We start from the raw sequence: 21,837 nt of genomic DNA, 5'->3' as shown, positions 1-21,837 counted from the left end.
CCGATTGAATATCTTCTGCGGATTGCCTCTTGCGCCGGCATCGATACTGTATAAACATACAGTATTCGACAAAATCCTATGCGCTTCGCCTGCGGCGTGGCTCCATCACCATCATGACCGCGTCATCGCATGTCCAGCCGCCGCTTCTGGCGCAGGCACATGTGCCCCCATCCTCCACGTCCCGTGAATCGGTACGTGAACTCGAGCAGCGCTATCCCGGCCTCTGGCGCGCGGGTCAGCTTGGCCATGCCGGCCGGCTGCCGGTCTGCCCGACCGGTTATGACGCGTTGACGGCCGAACTGCCGGGAGGGGGCTGGCCGGCGGGCGCGGTGACGGAATTGCTGCTGACGCAGGACGGCGCGGGCGAACTGCGGCTGCTGATGCCGGCGTTGCGCATGCTGGCAGCCGGTGGCCGGCGCATCGGGCTGGTCAATCCGCCGTACCTGCCCAATGCCGGCAGCCTGGGCGACGCACGCCTGCCCGCGCGCCAGCTTTACTGGGTGCGTCCTTCAGCGGCGGCAACGCTGGCGTCGCAGCGCACGGACATGCTCTGGGCGGCAGAGCAGATGCTGCGCAGCCAGGCGTTCGGGGCGGTGCTGGTCTGGTTGGCCGGCGCACGGCCAGAGGCCTTGCGGCGCCTGCAGGTGCTGGCACAGGCCGGCGATACCGTGGTGTGGGTGCTGCGCCCGATCCGTGTACTGCACGAATCGTCGCCGGCAGTGCTGCGGCTTGCGTTGTCGCCGTTGCCGGGCAATCTCATGTCGATCGTTTTTCACAAGCGGCGCGGCCCGGTCCGCGATACGCCGCTGCTGTTGCCGCTCGAAGGCATGGCCCATGTGCCGCGGCGTACGGGCGTGCCAGCGGTACTTACACCTGCCGTGCCGGCGGGTTCCGATCATGTTGCCGATGACGTACTGGATCGCGGTGCACCTGCCGCGCCTGTCGCTGGACGCGCTGCAACCGAGCTGGCCTGAGCCCGCCGGTGCCTCCGCCACCCCCGACGCCGGTACGCTGCAACAGTTGCCGGTGGCGGTGGTGGAACACGAGCGCGTGGTGCTGGCCAATGGCCCGGCCATGGCGCTGGGCGTGTGCTACGGCATGCGGCGTGGCGGCGTGCAGGCGCTATCGGCGGATGTGGTGCAGCTCGACCGCGATCCGGCTGCCGAGGTGGCGCTGGTAACTGCGGTGGCGCTGACGCTGCTCCATTTCACGCCGGCCGTCACCATCGATCCCGAAGCCGAGGCGGCCACGGTGATGCTGGACGTCACGGCCAGCCTGCGCCTGTTTGGCGGGCATCGCGCGTTATGCAAGGCGATCCGCGCGCGCGTGCGGCAACTGGGCACGTTCGCGCAGGTCGGCAGCGGCACCACGGCACAGGGGGCGGCATGGCTGGCACGCCAGCCGTTGCGCAAGACTTCGCGCGGCATTGTCAGGCCAGCCCGCCGCGCGGTGCAGGCGGCGCGCATGACTCGCCTGCTGGATCAACTGCCCGTGGAATGCCTGCATGCGCTGGCCGATCCCGAATGGCTGGAAGGCGTTGGCTGCCGCACGCTGGGGCAGGTGCGCCAGCTGCCGCGCGCGGGTTTGTCGCGCCGCATTGGCACCGGGTTGCTGGCGCGGCTCGACCAGGCCTATGGCAATGCACCCACGGGTTTTTCGTGGTTCGAGGCGCCGCCGACGTTCGCGCAGCGCATGGAATTGCCAGGGCGCATCGAATCGGCGGAAGGAGTGCTGGCTGGCGCGCAGCGGCTGCTGCTGGCTCTGTCGGGCTGGCTTGCCGCGCAGCAGGCCGGTGTCACGCGTTGTGTACTGGTGCTGGAACATGAGCGCTACCGGCTGGGCGAGGATACCGACAGCACATCGGTGCCGCTGGGCCTGGCACAGCCGACCCGCGACCCGGTGCACCTGTCGAGACTGCTGCGCGAGAAGCTCGACAAGGTGCGTTTTCATGCGCCAGTAGGGGGGCTGGGGCTGCGCGTGGAAGCGATGGAAACCTGCATGCCGCAAAGCGACTCGCTGTTTCCGGACCCCGCCGCGGAACCGGCCGAACTGGGTCGGCTGATCGATACGCTGGTGGCCCGGCTGGGTCGCGATAATGTCCTGCAACCGCATCCGCTGCCCGACCACCGCCCCGAGCGCGCGAACCGGTGGTGTCCGGTCGATACAGTGCCGGCGCGTGGCATGGCAACGGGCGCGGCGCCGCCGGAGCGCCCGTTATGGCTGCTGGACGCGCCGCAGTCATTGCGCGTGGAGAAGCATCGTCCCGTGTACCACGGCCCACTGGTGATGCTGACACGCCCCGAGCGTATCGAAGCCGGCTGGTGGGACGGCGGCCTGGCCACACGCGATTACTTTATTGCGGAGCGCGCCGACGGTTTGCGTTGCTGGGTCTATCGCGAGCGCCCGGGCCATCCCACGCGCGACGGGCAGGAAGACGGCGGTGAATACCGCTGGTTCCTGCATGGCCTGTTTGCCTGAGGTTTGCCGATGTTGCCCGGTCTGTCCGCGTTGCTGCCATCGCTGCCCGACTATGTCGAGTTGCATTGCGTTTCCAATTTCACGTTCCTGAATGGCGCATCGCATCCGCAGGAACTGATTGCCCGTGCATTCCAGCTCGGCTACAGCGGCCTGGCGCTGACCGACGAATGCTCCGTGGCCGGAACGGCGCGTGCGCATCATGCCATCAAGGTATTGCGCGAGGACATGTGGGAAGCGGTGGCGCGCAGCGCGCGGCGCCTGGCGGCGGGGCAAACGGTTGGGGATAGCGACGATGCCGATGAGCTGCGGACTTTCGCGCTTGAAGGCGAGGATGCCGGGGATGCCATCGATGACGCGGACCATGGGTATGCCGATGACAGTCGCGATGACAAATCGGATGACAGTCGCGATGACGCCGTGCGTCGTCACCACGTGCTCGAAGCGCGTGCCGCCGCGGCCGATGCGTTCAACCTGGTCATCGGCAGCCGTTTCACGCTGACGGCCACCCCCGAAGACAGCATGCCACCCCCACGGCTGGTGCTGCTGGCCTGCAACCGCGACGGCTTTGGCAATCTCTGCGAATTCATCACGCTGGGCCGCACGCGCGCTGACAAGGGCAGCTATCTGCTTTATCCGGCCGATCTCGCCGCGCCGCAACCGGCGCAGGCCCATCTGCGTGGCATGCCCGATTGCCAGGCAATCCTGTTGCCCGACTACTGTGCCGACCTCGCGGTGCTCAGGGCGCAGGCGCGCTGGTGTCGCGACACCTTTGGCGAACGGGCATCGATCGCACTGGAACTGCTGCAAGGCCATGCCGAAACGCTGCATCGTGAGCGTTTGCAGCAGGTAGCGCAGGAAACCGGCGTGCCGCTAGTGGCCGCTGGTGCGGTCAATATGCACGTGCGTTCGCGCAAGCCGCTGTCCGACGTACTGACCGCGATTCGCCTGGGCCAGCCATTGCCCAGCTGCGGTACGGCGCTGGCACCGAATGCCGAGGCCCATCTGCGCATGCGGCAGGTGCTGTCGCGGCTATATCCGCGCGAGACTCTGGCGCAGACGTTGAAGGTCGCCGGCCAGTGCGGTTTTTCGCTGGACACCTTGCGCTACGAATACCCCGAGGAACTGGTACCGGATGGATATACGCCGATCAGTTACCTGCGTGCCGAGGTGGAACGTGGCATACAGGAACGCTTCCCACACGGCATGGAGCCCGCGTGGGAAGCGCAGCTCAAAGGCGAGCTCGAACTGATAGAGGAAAAGCACTACGAGCCGTTTTTCCTGACCGTGAACGATATCGTGCGCTTTGCACGCGAGCGCGGCATCCTGTGCCAGGGGCGTGGCTCGGCGGCCAATTCGCTGGTCTGTTACTGCCTGCATATCACCGAGGTCAGCCCTGAACAGGCCAACCTGCTGTTTGGCCGATTTCTCTCGCGCGAACGTGACGAGCCTCCCGATATCGACGTGGACTTCGAACACCAGCGGCGTGAGGAGGTCATCCAGTACATCTATGAAAAGTACGGACGTCATCGTGCGGCGCTGGCCGCATCGCTGATCACGTATCGGTCGCGCAGCGCGTTGCGCGACGTGGGGCGCGCGCTTGGCATCGACCCGGGCGTGGTGGAGCAGGTGGTCAAGGGCCAGGCCTGGTGGGATGGCGGCACCGCATTCATCGAGCGGATCTCGCGCTACGGGCTCGATCCAGATTCTCCGGCCGTGCGGCAGTGGGCCAGCCTGACCGAGCAGTTGCGTGGCTTTCCGCGCCACCTGTCGCAGCACGTGGGTGGGTTCGTGATCGCGCGGCACAAGCTGTCGCGGCTGGTGCCAATCGAAAACGCGGCGATGGCGAACCGCAGCGTGATCCAGTGGGACAAGGACGATCTCGAATCGCTGGGCCTGCTGAAGGTGGACGTGCTGGCGCTGGGCATGCTGACCGCGATCCGCCGGGCGCTGGCGATGATCCCGAATCCCGAGCCTGATCGCGCCGGCCTGCCCACGCGCATGGAAGACTTGCCCGAGACCGACGACGCTACCTACGAGATGATCTGCAAGGCCGATACCGTCGGTGTGTTCCAGATCGAATCGCGCGCACAGCAGTCGATGCTGCCGCGCCTGCAGCCGCGCCAGTACTACGACCTCGTGGTGGAAGTGGCTATCGTGCGGCCGGGTCCGATCCAGGGCGGCATGGTGCATCCGTACCTGAAACGGCGCGAGGAACTGCGCCGCACCGGCAAGCTGCCGACCTATTTCAACGACGTGATTCGGCGCGTGCTGGGTCGTACGCTGGGTATCCCGATCTTCCAGGAACAGGTGATGCAGCTGGCTATCGAGGCGGCGGGTTTCTCGCCAGGGCAGGCCGACCAGTTGCGGCGTTCGATGGCCGCATGGCGTCGTCGTGGCGATCTCAAGAAGCATCAGGAGGCGCTGGTGCGCGCGCTGACCTCGCGCGATTATCCCGAATCGTTCGCGCTTGCCATCTGCAAGCAGATCGAGGGGTTTGGCGAGTATGGTTTCCCGGAAAGCCATGCGGCCAGCTTTGCCAAGCTGGTCTACGTCAGCGCCTGGATCAAGCGCCATTATCCCGAAGCCTTTCTTTGCGCGTTGCTCAACAGCCAGCCGATGGGTTTCTATTCGCCATCGCAACTGGTGCAGGATGCGCGCCGCCACGGGGTGGTCACGCAGCCCGTGGACGTGACGCTCAGCGGTTGGGAAAGCGCGCTCGAACCACAACGGCAGGGGCAGCGCTATCGCGATGTACGGCTCGGCATGGATCGTGTGAAGGGGATGCGCAAGGAAGCCGCATTGCGCATCGAGGCGGCACGTGCCGCGCGGCCTTTCGATAGCGTGGAAGACCTGGCGCGCCGCGCGACGCTGGATTCTCACGATATCGATGTACTGGCGGCCGCCGACGCGCTGGTGTCGCTGGCCGGGCATCGTCGGCAGGCGCGTTGGCATGCGCGTGGTGCCGCAGTGCAGACCGCGCATCGCGATCTGCTGCATGAAGCCGCGCCACGCGAGCAAGCGCTGGAACTGCCGGAGCCGAAGCTTGGCGAAGACGTGGCCGCCGACTATGCAAGCCTGGGACTGTCATTGAAGTGCCACCCGCTGGCGCTGCTGCGCCGCAGGCTGGCCGCGCTCAAGTACATCACGGCGCAACAGCTGGCGCGCCTGGGCAACGGGCGCCGCGTGCGCGCATGCGGCATCGTCACGGTGCGACAACGTCCTTCCACGGCCAGCGGTACGATCTTTACGTCGATCGAGGATGAAACCGGCGCGGTGAACGTGATCATCTGGCCCGACCTGGTCGAGCGCCAGCGCAAGGAGGTACTCGGGGCAACGCTGCTCGGCGTGATCGGTACCTGGCAGCGGCAGGGCGAGGTCAGGCACCTGGTGGCGCAGGAACTGGTGGACCTGAGCCCGCTACTGGGCCGCCTGATGGTAGGCAGCCGCGACTTTCATTGAGGCGTTCAATTACCAATGGTCTTCTCCCCTCTCCCGCGCTCGGGAGAGGGGCCGGGGGTGAGGGCCAGCCTTCGCTATGCCGACATCCCATCGCCCAACGGCACATCGCGCTGCGGCTCGCCGTCATACGTCCAGATGAATTGGCGCGGAATCGGGCCCTTGTTGCGGCCACCTTGCTGGGTCTGTTCCCAGGCGTGCGACAGGATGCCCACCGAGCGTGACAGGCAGAACAGTCCACGCGCCAGCGGTGCCGGAAAACCCAGCTCCGCATAGATGACGGCCGTCGCACCGTCGATGTTCATTGGAATCGGCTTCGCACGGCCTTCGCCAAGCTTGCGCTCCACTGCACGTGCGATCGCGGCATAGCGGCCCGACACCACGTCATCGGTCGCGGCCTGGTCCACCAGCGCCAGCAGGCGCGGTGCACGCGGATCCAGTGGATGAAAGCGGTGGCCAAAGCCCGATACAAACTTGCCGTGCAGGTCGCGATACTGCGCCAGACCTGCCGTCACGGCTTCATCGAAGACCATGCCTTCGTCAACGCGGCGCGCGATATCGTGATACAGCTCGACGGCCTGTTCGCCCGCGCCACCATGCACGTCGCCGAGCACGTTGACCGCCGACGCCATGGCATTGTTCAGGCCCACGCCGCAGGTGGCGGCCATGCGCGCAATCGCAATGCTGGGTGCCTGCGGGCCATGGTCGACCGCAGCCATCAATGCCGCATCGAGCAGTTCGCCCTGGCGCTTCTGAGGCAGGTCGCCACGCAGCATCAGCCAGATCATCTGCGCGAACGACACATTGCCGATCAGTTGCTCGATCGGGTAGCCGCGATAGCGGATCTCGCCGGGCTTCATGTCGATGATCTTGGTGCGCCACCAGTCCTGCGAGGCCTGCTGGCCGGCGTCGATCGATGGGTTGGCGGAAGTTTCGCTCATAGTGCGCGTTCCTGTTTCAGGGTGGCGATGTCGTCGGCGCCGTAGCCAAGTTCGCCAAGAATGTCGTCGGTATGCTGGCCAAGCTGAGGCGGTGGGGTATCCACGGACGGCGCGGTGCCGTTGACCTTGAAGCCGGTGCGCACGAGGCGGATATCGCGGTCCACGCCTGGAACATTGGCGAAGTCGCCGATCATGCCGCGATCACGTACCTGCGGATGTGCCAGCACGTCGGGCACCTGAAGCACGGGGCCGGCCGGTACGCCCGCCTCGTTAAGCAGTTGCCACCATTCGGTCGCGGATTTCTTTGCGAGCTCCGCCTCGAGTTCGGCCGTCAATGCGGCACGATTGGCCAGGCGTGCCTGGCGTTCGGCAAAGCGCGCATCGGTGGCCAGATCGGGACGTCCGACTACGCGGCATACGGCCTCGAACTGTTCCTGCTTGTTGGCTGCGATATTGAGCGGACCGTCGCCGGTGCGGAACGTGCCGGACGGGCTCGCGGTCATGTTCTCGTTGCCCATCGGCACCGGGTTCTTGCCGGCGATCAGATGGTTCGAGACCTGCCAGCCCATCGTGGCCATCGTGGCTTCGAGCATCGAGACATCGAGGAAATAGCCCTCGGTGCGTTCCTTGTCGGCCAGCGATGCGGCAATGGCAAACGCAGCCGTCATGCCGCCGATCGTGTCCGATACCGGATAGCCGACGCGCAACGGCGCGGACTGCGCGTCGCCGGTGATGCTCATCACGCCCGACATGCCCTGGATGATCTGGTCATAGGCGGGCAGGTCGGAAAGCGGACCATCCTGCCCGAACCCCGAGATCGCGCAATAGATCAGGCGCGGATTTTCCTGCTTCAAAGTCTCGAAGCCGAGTCCGAGCCGAGCCATGACACCGGGGCGGAAGTTCTCGACCAGCACGTCGGCGCCCTGCACGAGCTTGCGGAAGACCTCCTTGCCGCGCGCGTGCTTGAGGTTGATCGTGATCGATCGCTTGCCGGGGTTCTGCGCCAGGAACGAGACGCCCATCAGCTTGCGGTTCAGTTCGGCATCGGCGCCCAGTTGGCGCGCGAGGTCACCGGTCCCCGGCGTTTCCACCTTGATGACCTCGGCGCCCATATGGGCCAGTTGATGGCAGCAGAAGGGCCCGGCCAGCACGTTGGTGAGGTCGAGCACGCGAATATTGCGGAGCGGCTTTTGCATAGGGTCCTGCCACAAAGAAAATTATTCGACCTTGGCGCCAGACTCTTTGACGATGGCTCCCCAGCGCGCGTTTTCGCTCTTGATGAACGCGGCCAGTTCCGCCGGCGTGCCGCCACGCGGCTCGCTACCTTCGTCGTGGAGCTTGGCGATGGTGTCAGGCTGCTTCAGTGCCTTGTTGACTTCGGCGTTGAGGCGAGCAACCACGTCCGCCGGCGTACCGGCCGGGGCCACCAGTGCCTTCCAGTCTTCGGCCTGGAAGCCGGCATAGCCTTGTTCCGCCACCGTGGGCACATTAGGCAGCAATGCCACGCGCTTGCCCGAGGTCACGGCCAGTGCACGCAGCTTGCCAGCCTTGAGCATCGGCATGGCGATCGGCGGCGTGGCGAAATAGAAATCGGTCTGACCGCCCATCAGGTCTGTCAGCGCGGGCGATGCACCCTTGTACGGCACGTGCAGCGCCTTGATGCCTGCGCGGCGCTGGAACATCTCACCGGTCAGGTGGCCCACCGTGCCGGTGCCGGCCGATGCCATCGACAGTTGCTTGGTCTTGCCCGCTGCCACCAGCTCGGCCAGCGTCTTGTAAGGCGAGTCCTGGCGCACGATCAGCACCACGGGCTGCGCGGCAACCAGTGCTACCGGGGTGAAGTCCTTGACGGCGTCATAGGGCATCTTCGGGTACAGCGACGGGTTGATGGCCAGGTTGGCGGTCTGCCCCATGCCGATCGTGTAGCCATCGGCGCGGGCCTTGGCCACGGAGTCGAGCCCGATATTGCCGCCGGCACCGGCGCGGTTTTCCACCACCACGGTCCAATGCGTGGACGCGCCGACCTTGTTGAAGACCAGGCGCGACAGTACATCGGTGCCGCCAGCCGGCGGGAATGGCACCACCAGGCGCACGGGCTGGCTGGGGTAGGCATCGGCGGCGAAGGCCGGGACGGTCAGCAGGGCCGGGGCAGCGGCGAAGGCAAGCAGGGACAGGGCGAACTTGCGGCGCAAGGTAGTGCGGGTCATGCGGGTCATGCGGTCTCCGATTTTCATCGTTTCGTAAGATAGAACGATGATCTTAAAGAAGGAATGAGCGGAGAATAGGAGGGGGAGCGGGAACTGTCAAGGGCGTGAGAAAAATGCGACGTAAAGCTCCCTCTCCCGCAATGCGGGAGAGGGAGCAAACCGAGGGATTTACCAGGGGGAGGGGAAAACAGGTGTGCGGCGTCAGGCCGCGGCGAGTGCCGGTAGGGCGAAGCCAGCGCCAACGGCGTGACGTGCGGCACTCAGTGCCGTCTTTGCGGCCGATGCGTCGCGCCCGAGCCGCAGCAGGCCACCGATCTGGTGCGGTGCCTTGAGCAGGCCGCGGACAATTGCGCCTACGTCGGTGCTGCCATCGGCAGCCATGCCGGCCACGGCCAGCGGTGGCACCGGCCGGTCGGCCGGATCGATCACCACGCGCAGCGCGGCGAACGGAATGCCGTGTGCCTGGGCGGCACGCGCGGCGATATGCGATTCCATGTCCACGGCCAGCGCGCCATGGGCTTCATGAAGAGTGGTCTTGTCGGCCACGGTGAGCACGGGCGCATCGGACCCGGCCAGCAGGCCGCATACCGCATTGGGCAGCGCGCGCCGTAACGCGGCGGTCCAGTAGGGGGCCGTGCTGTACGATGTCTGACCGCTGCGCACGGCGGTGGCGATGATGATCGTGCCAGGCGGCAGCGTGGGATCGAGGCCGCCGGCAACCCCGAAACTGATCACGCCGGCGCAGCCTTGCATCAGCCGGATATCCAGCGCACGCGCCAGCAGCACGTCGCGCTTCCCGTAGAACGTCTCGATACCTGGGCCCGCGGCGATGCGGGCTTCGAAATCCATCCCGCTCACCGCCAGTACCAGCGATTGCGGGGATGCCACGGCGCTCACAATCCCCAGGCCACGGCGTGATTGCCGTCGCGTAGCAGGTTGCGGAAACGCGCCAGCGCCCAGAGCGGGAAGAAGCGCGAATAGCCGTGGTAGCGCAGATAGAACACGCGCGGGAAGCCTACGGCCGTGAAGTAGGGTTCATCCCAGAAGCCATCGCAGGCCTGCGTGCGCAGCAGGTATTCCACGCCGCGTGCCACGGCCGGGTGATGGCCCGCGCCCGCAGCCATCATGCCCAGCATGGCCCATGCCGTTTGCGACGCGGTACTCGGCGCCTTTTCGTAGCCGCGGTATTCGAGCTTGTAGCTGTCGCCCGATTCGCCCCAGCCACCGTCTTCGTTCTGGATCGATGCCAGCCACTGCGCGGCGCGCTGCATCTCGGGTGCGTCCGCACCGATGCCGGCGGCATTCAGGCCGCAAAGCGCGCTCCACGTGCCATAGATATAGTTGGTGCCCCAGCGGCCGAACCAGCTGCCGTCGGCTTCCTGTTCGTCGAGCACATAGCGCAGCGCACGCGCGGCGGGCTCGCTGTTGGCAGGCATCTGCCCGAGCTGGCAAAGCATGGCCAGGCAGCGTGCCGACACATCGGTGGTGGGCGGGTCCAGCAGCGCGCCGTGATCGGCGAACGGAATGTTGTTCAGGTAGAGATGCGTGTTCTCGGGTTCGAACGCGCCCCATCCGCCGTTGCAGCTCTGCATGCCGATGACCCACTCGCAGGCGCGTGCGATGGCCGGTGTGTAGCGGTTCGAACAGTCACCCCGGTCGGCCCGATCCATTGCGGCGGCCACCACGGCCGTATCGTCGACATCGGGGTAGTGCGCGTTGTTGTACTGGAAGGCCCAGCCGCCGGGCCGCACATTCGGGCGCCGCACGGTCCAGTCACCGCGCAGTTCCAGTTCCTGCAGTGGCACCAGCCAGTCCAGTCCGCGCGATGCCGCGGCAATTGCGCGCGGCTCGCCGACTTCGAGCAGCGCATGGCTGGCCAGCGAGGTGTCCCACACTGGTGACAGGCAAGGCTGGCAATATGCCTCGTGATCCTTGACGACCAGCAGCTTGTCGATGGATTTGCGCGCGATGGTGCGGTCCGGATCGCTCTCGGGTACGCCGAGTACATCGAACATCAGCACCGAGTTGACCATCGCCGGGAAAATCGCGCCGAGTCCATCCTCGCCATTGAGGCGCTCGACCGTGAAGGCGCGGGCCCGCTCGATGGCGCGCTGGCGCATGGTGCGCGGGAACAATGGCTCGGCCACCCGCACCACGGCATCGAGCGCGCGGAACACGCCAACCCAGAGCGGGCTCTGGTGCGGTGCGCGGCGCGGCAGGCGGGTCGCCTGGCACGGGCGCAGGAACAGTTCGTCGATGCCGATCTTGCGCGGGTTGCGCGCCTGCGGACGCAGGCTGTTCAACACCAGCAGCGGCACGATGACCGTACGCGCCCAGTACGAGACCTTCGACAGATGGAACGGAAACCATTCGGGCAGCAGCATGATTTCCACGGGCATCATCGGCACGGCCTGCCACGGCATCACGCCGTACAGTGCCAGCAGCGTGCGCGTGAAGACGTTGCTTTCCTCGGCGCCTCCCAGCGCGTGGATGGCGGCGCGCGCGCGGAGCATGTGCTCGGCCTCGGGATCGTCGCCAGCCATCTTCAGCGCGAAGTAGCCCTTGACGCTGGCGCTGACGTCCGATGCGCCCGCATGGAACAGCGGCCAGCCGCCGTCGGCATTCTGGATGCGGCGCAGGTAGTTGGCGATCTTGCCTTCGAGCACCAGGTCGGGCGTTTCGCCCAGGTAGTGCACCATCAGGATGTACTCGGCCGGGATGGTGGCATCGGCTTCGAGTTCATAGACCCAGTGGCCATCGGGCTGTTGCTGGGCCAGCAGGGTATCCACGGCATGCGCGATACCGGCATCGAGCGGATCGGGCAGGGATGGCTGGACAGGGCGGGGGGTGCTGGGCTTCAGCGCGTCGTCCTGCGGGCGGGTGATCGTTGCGGCCTGGTTCATCAATTCGGGGGCACTTCTTTATTGGCGATGCCGCGGCAATGGCCGCGCGCATCGGTAATACCTATACACGGGGGTCATGCAATGGCATGCCGCAGCACGATCCAGATGAGCCGCGCCTTGGGCACGCGAACGCGCGCCCGCGGTGTTTGCCAGCCACGGGCCAGCAGGCGGGTCAGGATCTCGTGATAGACCTCGTACATGATGCGCGGTGAGCGCACCACCCGCGACGGGCAGCGTGCCATGATGGCAGCCGAGGCATCGTAGTGTGCCTGGGCCTCGCGGGCGATGCCGCGGCAGACTGTTTCAATCGCGGGGTGGCTGATCACCTCGTGCGGCGTGCCGGCCGGGATGCCGGCGGCGGCCAGCGGTTCGGCGGGCAGGTAAAGCCGGCCGATATCGGCGTCTTCGTCGATGTCGCGCAGGATATTGGTCAACTGCAGCGCGCGGCCAAGGTGATGCGCCAGTTCGATGCCGGGCTGCTCTTCCAGGCCGAATACGCGCACCGCCAGCCGGCCGACTGCGCTGGCCACGCGGTCGCAATAGATATCGAGCGTGGCCGCGTCCGGCGCCACGATCGTGGTCACGACGTCCATGATCATGCCGTCGATGACGTCGCAGAAATCCTGCTGCTGGAGATTGAACGCCTTGATCTGCTCGTCGAGCGAACGCAACGCGGCCGGCGCATGGCCTGCATAGCAGGCCGCGATGTCGGCGCGCCAGTCTTCCAGCGCCGCCAGACGGTCGGCATGCTGGGTGTCGCCATCGGCGATGTCGTCCACGGCGCGGCAAAACGCGTAGATCTCGAACATGGCCTGCCGCTGCGACGGCGGCAGGATTCGCATGGCCGTATGGAACGAGCTGCCGGCGGACACAGCGGGTCCGGCGAGCTGCCCGCCTGGCGTTGCGATTTCAGTACCGGCCACGGGTTTCCTCGGCACGCTAGATATCAGACCTTTCCCATGGGAACGGCCTGAGGTTGGGTTTTTCAGAGTCGGGCGATTATAGCAACTTCACTGGTTCGGGTGATTTGTGCTTGATACGCCATATTGTGTGTACGGTACGCCACGTGCGGGCGTGTCCGTCATCTGGTCGATGACCTTTTCCACATCTGGAATCTCTTGCAGCGCTGCCAGGAATGCAGTCCGATTGAATCGCGGCGATACGCAACCCTGAACCGTCAGCCAGCGTCCGCGCACCATGATCCAGAGCGAACTCTTCTGCCAGGCGGGCTGGGTTCGGCGCAGTGTGTCCAGGCGCCGCTGCAGTGCCTCGGCAATATCCTTGTCATATTGATAGGCATTGGCCAGTCGGCAACGGCCTTCCGCATAGCAATGGTTGCCTTCTTCGATGCGATGATGCGCCTCGCGTTTCCATTCTTCTTCGGAAACGCGTGGTCCTGCCGGTTCCGGGCATTCGGCAATGGCTTGTGATATCCGGATGAATGGATCGTTGCCAAAGTTGCGCAGCGTCTGAGCATGCGCGAATTTTGTCGCGCATATCAGGCTGGCAAGCAGAAAGCCGCCAATCCATGCGGTCCGCAAATTAATACGCCGGCGGGCCGAAACGTCAGCAAGGCAATACATTATCGTTCTGCAAAAAGCAGAAAGCCCCGCCGAAGCGGGGCTTCCCAGGCAAGATGAATTGCCCGGCAGATCCAGCTTAGACGGGCTGGATCTTCGTGGCTTGCTCGCCCTTCTGGCCCATGGCCTTGACGTAGCGAACCTTCTGGCCTTCCTTCAGCGACTTGAAGCCATTGCCTTCAATCGCCGAGAAATGCGCGAACAGGTCGTTGCCGCCTGCGTCAGGGGTGATGAAGCCGAAGCCCTTGGCGTCGTTGAACCACTTAACGGTACCGGTTTCCATATTCCTATCCAACCTTGAATTTCAGATGAGCGTAATTGCCCGACAAAGCATGTTGCCCACTACGAACCGGAGCAAGACGCTACAGGCCGGTGCACATGCGAGCAGCCATTCTGCCGGTTTTTTTTCGCCTGTCAATCAGACTAAGCCCCTAACGGTGTTTCGGCATGCAAACAGCAGATATTAGAGTTTTCTACATCATTTCGGGATTTGTCTGACATCAGATTAGATTTGCCAATGATATGACAGGCATTTCGATATCCACGGTATCGGCAGAACGTATGGGCGAGGCATGCCGATCCGGCTTTCGGGCAGATGCCTGCCACAAACGTCGCCATTCGTGCTTACTCCATTTGGACTATGGCTACCAATGGATGATGTCCGGACAATGTCCATATAACCACAACCTGCGACGCGCAATGATGCGCGTACGCTGAAATTGGGCGCGCATGCGCCCGCGCGTACGGGGATTCAGATGTCAATGTATTCGTAGTCGACGCCGGTGGCCCGCGGGCCGTGCGGCGCCCGCCTCTGGCGATGCCCGGCCTGTGCCGGGACACCCATCCTGCTGCAACTTCCCGAGATTGTCGGATTCCGTATGCCGGTACCTGGCATGTTTCCGTACGCCCGTGTCCTGTGAATGTCATGACCTTTCGGCACAATTTTTGACAATCCTTTCGGGAAGGATGCCCTAGCATCCGACCTGCCTGAGAATTAGTAAAAACACTAGTTCGAATGATCTTGCCTGCATAATTGCGGGCGTTGTCCGCCCAGGCGGATACAGCTGGACGCGCAAACACAACCGCGCGCCAAACCAGAACAAGAGAGCGGGTAACAGCCAGTGAAGCGATTGCAGCGATCTATCCGGGGATTTTTCCAAGAGGTTGGGCGTGACACGCCGAGGCGTTCGTTCGCACGAGCCTGCCGCAACGCGATGCTTGGCGTGGCGGTGGTGGCGATGCTGGGCGGCGTAGTGCTGGGCACGCTGACGCCATCGGCGGACGCGCTGGCGCAGGTTCCGCCGGCTGCGGCCGACACGGCGCCGACAGCCCCCAACGTGGCCTTCCACTATGGCGCCAGGCCGCCGGTCGACCTGCTGCAGGCCTTCGATGTGGCCGTGGTGGAGCCCGACAGCGGCTTCGACCCGCGCAAGGCCAAGACCCCGAACACGGCCTGGTTCGCCTACGTAAGCGTGGGCGAGGTACTGCCAAGCCGTGGATACTTTAAAGACATCCCCAAGGCGTGGCTGACCGGCAACAACGACGCGTGGAATGCGCGCGTGGTTGACCAGGCTGCCGACGGCTGGCCGGCGTTCTATGTCGACCACGTGATCGCGCCACTGTGGGAGCGCGGCTACCGCGGCTTCTTCCTCGATACGCTCGATTCCTACCACCTCGTGGCCAAGACCGATGCCGAACGCGCCAGGCAGGAAGCCGGCATGGTACGGGTGATCCAGGCCATCAAGGCGCGCTATCCCGATGCGAAGCTGCTGTTCAACCGGGGCTTCGAGATCCTGCCGCAGGTGCACGCACTGGCGTACGGCGTGGTGTTCGAATCGCTGTTCCGCGGCTGGAACCAGGCCCAGGGTGCCTATACGGAAGTCAGCCAGCAAGACCGCGACTGGTTGCTGAACCAGGCACGCATCGTCCGTGAACAGTACAAGCTGCCGGTCATCTCGATCGACTACTGCCCGCCGGCAGACCGCAAATGCCAGCGCGATACCGCGCGCCAGATCCGCGCGCTCGACATCACGCCGTACGTGACGGACTCGGGCTTGCAGACGGTTGGCGTGGGCCAGATCGAAGTGCTGCCGCGCCGTGTGCTGGTGGTGCAGGAAAGCCAGGCTGGCGTGGTGATCGACAACAGCGAAGGCGTGCGCTTTGTGTCGATGCCGCTCAACTACCTGGGCTATCGCGTGGATTTTGCCGAAACCCGCGATCCGCTGCCCGAGATCACGCCCGATCGCTACGCGGGCGTAGTGGTCTGGTCGAATGGCAATTTCACGCAGAACCCCGGCCGCTTCTACGCGTGGGCTGAAAAGCAGATTGCGCAAGGCATTCCGGTCGTATTCATGAACGGGTTTGGCGCGCAGGTGGGCGGTTCGCTGGCGCGGATGCTGAACCTGAAGACGGTCAAGGGCCGGGTCTCGGGTCCGGTGCAGATCGTGGCGCAGGACCGGATGATGGGCTTCGAGCAGCCCGTGGCGCCAGATCGGGTCGAGGCGGTGCCGGTCCAGGTGCAGGACGGTGCGGCGGGTACGCGCTCGTTGCTGCGCCTGCGCTCGGGCACGCTGACCTATGACGCGGCAGCGATCACTTCGTGGGGCGGCTTCGTGACGAACCCGTATGCGGTCCGCCAGAACTCGGCCAACGACCAGGACCGCTGGATCGTGCAGCCACTCGATTTCCTGCGCGAGGCACTGCGCCTGCCGCAGATGCCGGTGCCCGACACCACCACGGAAAGCGGCCGGCGCCTGCTGACGATTCATATCGACGGCGACGGTTTTGCCTCGAAGGCCGAGATTCCCGGTGGCGGCTATTCGGGCGAGGTGCTGTTCCGCGAGATCTTCGACAAGTACCGCCTGCCGATGACGATGTCGGTCATCGAGGGCGAAGTGGGCAAGGCGGGCATGTATCCGAAGCTGTCGCCCGAACTGGAGCCGATCGCGCGCAAGATTTTCGCGCAGCCCTACGTCGAGGTGGCTACCCATACGTACTCGCACCCGTTCGAATGGGGCCGTACCGTGCCGGGCCATGAAAACGACGCCAAGGTCAGCGAGGGCGACGAGGATTTCCACCTCGCGATCCCGGGCTACAAGATGAACCTGAACCGCGAGATCGGCGGGTCGATCGACTACATCAACAAGGTGCTGTCGCCCAACAAGCCCGTGAAGATGCTGCTCTGGCCTGGCGATTGCCAGGCACCGCCCGAAGCCCTCAAGCTGACCGATGCGGCGGGCGTGCTGAACATGAACGGCGGCGACACCATGATCACGCGCAGCAATCCGACCTGGACTGCGATTGCGCCACTGGGCGTGCACAAGGCCGACCACACGTTCCAGGTGTTCGCCACCAACCAGAACGAGAACATCTACACCAACCTGTGGCATGGCCCGTACTACGGTTTCGAGCGCGTGATCGAGACCTACGAGCTGACCGAGAAGCCGTATCGCTTCAAGGCCGTGAACATCTACTACCACAGCTACTCGGGCACCAAGGTGGCGTCGCTGAAGGCGCTGCGCAAGGTGTATGACTACGTGCTGACGCAGAACCTGTTGCCGATGCATTCCACCGACTACGTGCTCAAGGTGCTGGACTGGCAAGGCATGGCAGTGGCGCGCGAACTGGGCGATGGCGCCAGTGGCGCGCCCGCCAGCGGTGCCTGGCTGGTGCGTGGCGACGGCAACCTGCGCAACCTGCGCTGGACCGGCGCGGGCGTGCCCGACGTGGCCAGTGCGCGCGGCGTGACCGGATCGTCGGCCGCTCCCGGTGGTGGTGTGTACGTGCATCTCTCCGGCGGCAACGCGCGGTTCGGCTTCGTGCCGGCCGCCACGCGCGCCGTGCCTGAGCTGCCCGAGGCCAACGGCCTGGTGCGCGACTGGCGCCGCGATGGCAATACCACCCGTTTCAGCTTTGCCGGCTATTACAAGCCGTTCTTCCGGCTTGCCAATGCCGGCCAGTGCAGTGTGACCATCGATGGCAAGCCCGTAAGCGGTGTGCGCGAAAAGAACACGCTGCGTTTCGATACTCCCGCGGTCAATGATCCGATCCATGTCCAGCAACAAGTCGAAGTCCGCTGCGGCGCCTGAGCGCGAGCGGCTGTTGCCGCCGGCGCTGGTCCTGACCTTTACCGCGATGGTGGGGGTGGGCCTGGCGCTGATGTTCCCGCGTGAAACGCTGCGCGAGCGCCTGCTCGGCCAGGGGCGTACCGTCGATGGCCTGACCGTGGCCTACCTCGAGGCATGGTCGCGCGTGGCCCCCAACGATACGGGCTTCATGGGCGTGCTGGCCGAACAGTACGCACGTAGCGGCCGGCTGGACGATGCCGAGCACATGCTGGAACGCATGCTGGCCGTGCAGGGCCAGGACCTGACCGGCCAGATCCTGCGTACCCGCATCGAGATCACGCAGCAGCGCGCCTATGCGGCGCAGCCGGAGTCGCCCGAGCGCGCCGAGCGTCTGGCGCTGATGAAGGATCTGCTCAAGCAGGCTACCGCGGCGAACGTCATGCGCCGCTGGTCGCTGGCCGACCTGCAGACGCTGGCCACCCAGTCACGCCAGATCGGCGATGCCGACGCGGCCGCGATCCTCTATCGCACGCTGGGCACGCGCGATCCGGCCAATGCCGAGTTCTATAACAAGCAGCTCGCCGGCATTGCGCTGGCCGGCGGCAACTATCGCGATTCCGCGCAAGCACTGTTCGAAGCGCAGGCACGCTCGAAGAACCTGTACGAGCAGCGCACGCTGTTCCTGCAGGCGCTGCAGACCCTGCAATCGGGCAACCTGCTCGACGAAGCGCTGGTGCAGGCCGAGCGCCGCGGCGGCAAGCTGCTCGACGACCCCGAGGTGCTGCGTTACCTGACCAGGCTGGCGCTGGCGGCCAACAAGCCCGACGTGGCCGCGAAGTATGTGGAGCGCTTGCTGAAGCTGTCGGCCAACAAGCCCTCGGGTGCGGCGCAGATCGCGCTGGCCGAGTTGCGCCGCGACGAGGCGCGCCATGCGGCAGCGCCGGTGGCCGTGCGTCGCGTATCCGATTCCGAGCCGTGGCTGGCGCGGGGCTATGTTTTCCTCGATGGTCCACGCGGTGTGGCCATGCGCGAGCAGATGGGCGCTTTCGGCGTTCGCCATGTGGCGGCCGATGTCGCCCAGGGGGCGTCGGTGCCCGTCGCCGCCAAGCCTGCCGCCGGCAATCCTACGCAGACAGAAGCACAGGAAGCGGCCAAGGCCGACGTGGCTGCGGCGGTGGCCGCGGGCAAGGCGTTCAACGCCGACGACTACGACCTGGCCTACCGCGTGTTCCTGGCCGCGGGCAAGCTCGACCAGGCCCAGAATGTGGCGCAGACCGCGGTGCGCAAACTGCCGAACGAGCCGGTCTGGCGCGAGCGGCTGGCGCAGGTTTCCGAATGGAACCGCCAGCCGATGATCGCGCTGCAGAGCTGGCTCGAATACGCGCAGGCCACCAACGACGAGCGGGCCTGGAACAACGTGATGCGCCTGGCGCCAGGTCTCAATGATGACCGGGCCTATCTGGCGGCATTGCGCCATCGTGCCACGGGCGGCAACCTGAAGACCATCGACGAGGTGGTGGCAGCCTACGAGCGGTTGGGCGAGCCGGAAGCCGGCATGGCCTTCCTGGATACCCTGGCCAATGGGCCCAACGGCCGCCAGGTAATGGAGCGCAATGCCGCGCTGGCCGAGCGTGCCGGCAAGGACGATCGTGCCTACGCGTTGTATGGCCAGCTGGAGAAGCGCTACGGTGCGCGCCCGCTGTATGCGCTCAAGCGCGCCAACATGCTCTACGTGAAGGGCCAGTTGCAGCCCGCCATGGATGCCATGCTGCCCGCGCGCCGCAACGCCGGCCCGCAGGACCTGCTGTACTGGCGCACGTTCACCGAGCTGGCGCGCCTGACGCAGCGCGATGACCTGCTCAAGGACAGTTATCGGCAGATGATGATCGCCATGGCCGAATCGCATGACGATCATTGCATGCAGATGCCGGTGGGCCCTGCGCGTAACGACTGTCTCGACGAGGTGCGCGACACCGAGGAAGCGGATTTCTCGAACCTGATCCAGTACTACGACCGTGCCCCGATCGATGCGGGCCGCATCGCCGAAGCCGGTTGGCGCAAGAACGGCAAGCTCGACCAGCTGCAACTGGCGGTCTACTACTACACGCGTGCCCATGCCTATATCCGCATCGAGAGGCTGCTGGCGGGCCTGACACCGGAACAGAAACGCGAGGCGGAGTCCTCGGCTGCGTTCCTGATGCGGCGCGCTGAATACTGGCGCCTGACCGGTGACCGCGACCGCTCGCTGGCCGACCTGCGCCATGCGGTCAGCCAGTCCGACGCCGATAGCGAAACCTACGCCGCATTGCTGTGGGCGCTCGTCGACATGGGCACCGATAGCGAAGTGCGGGCGGTGATGCAGCGCCTGAAGCCCGAGGCAGAGTCCGACCCGAGCCTGTGGGGTGCCTATGCGGCCGGTGCCATGCGGTTCCAGGACGGGCGTACGGCGCTGCACTACCTGCTCAAGATGCAGCAAGGCAAGAGCGCCGATCCGCTGTGGCTGGGCCTGACCGCCGATGCGTACGAGGCCATTGGCCAGACGTCGATGGCATGGCGTATCCGCAAGCAGGCGTGGATCGATCTCCATCATCAATGGTCGTCGGCGGGCCGCCTGGGTGCAGAGGCTCGTCAACTTGACTCGGACGAGGACGACCAGCCGGACGGCGAGGAAGAAGACAACCAGGGCGGTCCGGCACGCGCCGACCTGCGCCGGCAGGAAGTGGCGTTGGGCCAGATCTTTGCCTCGGGCGATGTCTCGCGCACTCTGGTGATCGAGATGCTGCGCCGGGATCGTGCCGAAGTGGCGGCGCGCCGCTCGCTGCCGGGCGACCCGAAGTCGCCTTCGCAACTGGGCAACGTGCCAGGCCTGCCGCCGCTCGAGGTGGCGCCGCCCGCCGCATTGACAGAACGCGACCGTCGCCGCCAGCGCCAGCTTTCCGCTGCCGGCCGCGAAGTGGCACTGGCATGGGCCATGTCGTCGGAATCGAACGAGCTTGCGCGTGCATGGCTGGCGCGCCAGTACGTGAACCGTCTGCAGCGTCCGGCCTATGCCGAGATCTCGATCGCGCTCGACAACAACGACATGAACCAGCTCGACCGGATCATGGAACGCCAGGCCGGCCGCGTGCCGGTGGCGAGCCAGATCGAGGCCAACCGTCAGCTGGACCGGCTGTCGGCCGCGCAGACCCAGGCGTTCGAGACACAGGACCTGGCGCGCAGCGACGACACGCTGCAGGAAACGCTGGAGGATGCGCTGCTGTTCAATGCGCAGGCGCTGGAGCCGCGCGTCACGTTCCTGCACCAGAAGCCGCTCGAATTCTACGAGTACAGCCTGGCCGGTGGCGCGCGCCTGTGGGATGGCTACGCGGTGAACCTGCGTGGCGTGTTCCGCGACCAGCGTACCACCGACCGCACGCAGCTTGACAATGTGCCGGCCGCCGACCGCCGGGCCGAACTGGCGCTGACCTATCGCGATACGCAGAAGCGCTGGCTGCTGGGCGTGGGCCGCCGCGATGGCCTGCAGAGCTTTACCACGGCACGTTTGACGGGCCAATGGAACCAGGAAGGCCGCGTGTCGTACACCGGTACGCTGGGTTACAACCAGCCGGCCGACGAATCGTCGCAATTGCGCGTTGGTGGCATGAAGGACGTCGCGGAACTGGGCGCTACGTGGCGCCTGGGCTTGCGCGAGTTCATCAGCGGACGGGTCCAGTACAACAAGTTCTATGGCCAGGACCGCAGTGCGCTGGGACGTGGCATGGTCTACGACGTCGAGGCCGGCTATCGGATCCGCACGCAGTACCCTGACTACACGGTGCGTGTGGTGGGTACGCGTGCCATCTACAACACCAATAGCGGCACGCTGACACCCACGATGCAGCGGCTGATGCCGGCGGATGACGACGAGGCAACGCCGGCGTTCTACATGCCGCAGAACTTCACCCAGGCCGGTGTGCTGTTCAGTTTCGGCACCGACCTGATCGACGACTACACGCGCAAATGGCGGCCGTTCCTGGAAGCCGGCGCGCTGTATGACTCGCGCGCGGGCCACAACTTCCGTGGCCAGGCCGGCGTGGCCGGATCGGTGTTCGGCAACGACCACCTGTCGCTGTATGTATTGCATGAAACGTCGTCCCGCACTGGCGGTACGCCGCTGACCGAAGTCGGCCTGCGCTATCGCTGGCTCTATTGACGATTGATGATCA

Annotated in this window: 13 protein-coding genes; 5 read left to right on the top strand and 8 right to left on the bottom strand. The window is 65.4% G+C overall.

Annotation, left to right across the window (positions count from 1 at the left end; genetic code table 11):
* The first annotated feature begins 113 nt into the window (after positions 1-113).
* The 3 genes from imuA to ACO550_RS12545 are packed head-to-tail and all read left to right on the top strand — an operon-like array spanning position 114 to position 5,937.
* Positions 114-974 (top strand): translesion DNA synthesis-associated protein ImuA, encoded by an 861-nt coding sequence (gene imuA, locus ACO550_RS12555; RefSeq protein ID WP_315592034.1) that lies wholly within the window; start codon positions 114-116, stop codon positions 972-974.
* A complete protein-coding gene (locus ACO550_RS12550; RefSeq protein WP_315592035.1) occupies positions 907-2,478 on the top strand; it encodes a DNA polymerase Y family protein in 1,572 nt (523 codons plus the stop codon). The genes imuA and ACO550_RS12550 overlap by 68 nt, the downstream gene beginning before the upstream one ends.
* 9 nt (positions 2,479-2,487) lie before the next feature.
* Complete coding sequence (locus tag ACO550_RS12545; protein ID WP_315592036.1) at positions 2,488-5,937, top strand: error-prone DNA polymerase; 3,450 nt, start codon at positions 2,488-2,490, stop codon at positions 5,935-5,937.
* A gap of 74 nt (positions 5,938-6,011) precedes the next feature.
* Here ACO550_RS12545 and ACO550_RS12540 read toward each other — a convergent pair whose 3' ends face one another.
* From ACO550_RS12540 to ACO550_RS12505, 8 genes are all read right to left on the bottom strand, one after another.
* Entirely contained in the window at positions 6,012-6,875 is an 864-nt protein-coding gene (locus tag ACO550_RS12540) for a citryl-CoA lyase (RefSeq protein ID WP_315592037.1), read from the bottom strand.
* On the bottom strand, positions 6,872-8,071 hold the full coding sequence (locus tag ACO550_RS12535) for a CoA transferase (RefSeq protein WP_315592038.1): 1,200 nt from the start codon (positions 8,069-8,071) through the stop codon (positions 6,872-6,874). The genes ACO550_RS12540 and ACO550_RS12535 overlap by 4 nt, the downstream gene beginning before the upstream one ends.
* Positions 8,072-8,092: 21 nt before the next feature.
* Positions 8,093-9,082 (bottom strand): tripartite tricarboxylate transporter substrate-binding protein, encoded by a 990-nt coding sequence (locus ACO550_RS12530; protein WP_315592115.1) that lies wholly within the window; start codon positions 9,080-9,082, stop codon positions 8,093-8,095.
* 201 nt (positions 9,083-9,283) lie between these two features.
* Complete coding sequence (locus tag ACO550_RS12525; RefSeq protein ID WP_315592039.1) at positions 9,284-9,970, bottom strand: phosphorylase; 687 nt, start codon at positions 9,968-9,970, stop codon at positions 9,284-9,286.
* 5 nt (positions 9,971-9,975) lie between these two features.
* On the bottom strand, positions 9,976-11,985 hold the full coding sequence (shc, locus tag ACO550_RS12520) for a squalene--hopene cyclase (protein WP_315592040.1): 2,010 nt from the start codon (positions 11,983-11,985) through the stop codon (positions 9,976-9,978).
* A gap of 74 nt (positions 11,986-12,059) precedes the next feature.
* Positions 12,060-12,908: a presqualene diphosphate synthase HpnD gene (gene hpnD, locus ACO550_RS12515; protein ID WP_315592041.1), complete on the bottom strand. Its 849-nt coding sequence runs from the start codon at positions 12,906-12,908 to the stop codon at positions 12,060-12,062.
* Positions 12,909-12,995: 87 nt separating this feature from the next.
* Positions 12,996-13,526, bottom strand: a complete 531-nt coding sequence (locus tag ACO550_RS12510) for a BON domain-containing protein (RefSeq protein ID WP_315592042.1) — start codon at positions 13,524-13,526, stop codon at positions 12,996-12,998.
* 118 nt (positions 13,527-13,644) lie between these two features.
* Positions 13,645-13,848 carry a cold-shock protein gene (locus tag ACO550_RS12505; RefSeq protein WP_315592043.1) on the bottom strand — a complete coding sequence of 68 codons (204 nt, stop codon included), beginning with the start codon at positions 13,846-13,848 and terminating at the stop codon, positions 13,645-13,647.
* A gap of 931 nt (positions 13,849-14,779) precedes the next feature.
* Between ACO550_RS12505 and ACO550_RS12500 the strand changes: the two genes are divergently transcribed.
* Together ACO550_RS12500 and ACO550_RS12495 are read left to right on the top strand one after the other, a co-directional pair.
* Positions 14,780-17,653 carry a bifunctional glycoside hydrolase 114/ polysaccharide deacetylase family protein gene (locus ACO550_RS12500; RefSeq protein WP_315592044.1) on the top strand — a complete coding sequence of 958 codons (2,874 nt, stop codon included), beginning with the start codon at positions 14,780-14,782 and terminating at the stop codon, positions 17,651-17,653.
* Positions 17,616-21,824, top strand: a complete 4,209-nt coding sequence (locus tag ACO550_RS12495; RefSeq protein ID WP_315592045.1) for a tetratricopeptide repeat protein — start codon at positions 17,616-17,618, stop codon at positions 21,822-21,824. Before ACO550_RS12500 ends, ACO550_RS12495 begins: the two co-directional genes overlap by 38 nt.
* Positions 21,825-21,837: the final 13 nt, after the last annotated feature.

Source organism: Cupriavidus sp. (assembly GCF_057315035.1).
Note: the sequence above shows the minus strand (reverse complement) of the source record. Positions and strands in the feature narration are given on the sequence as shown.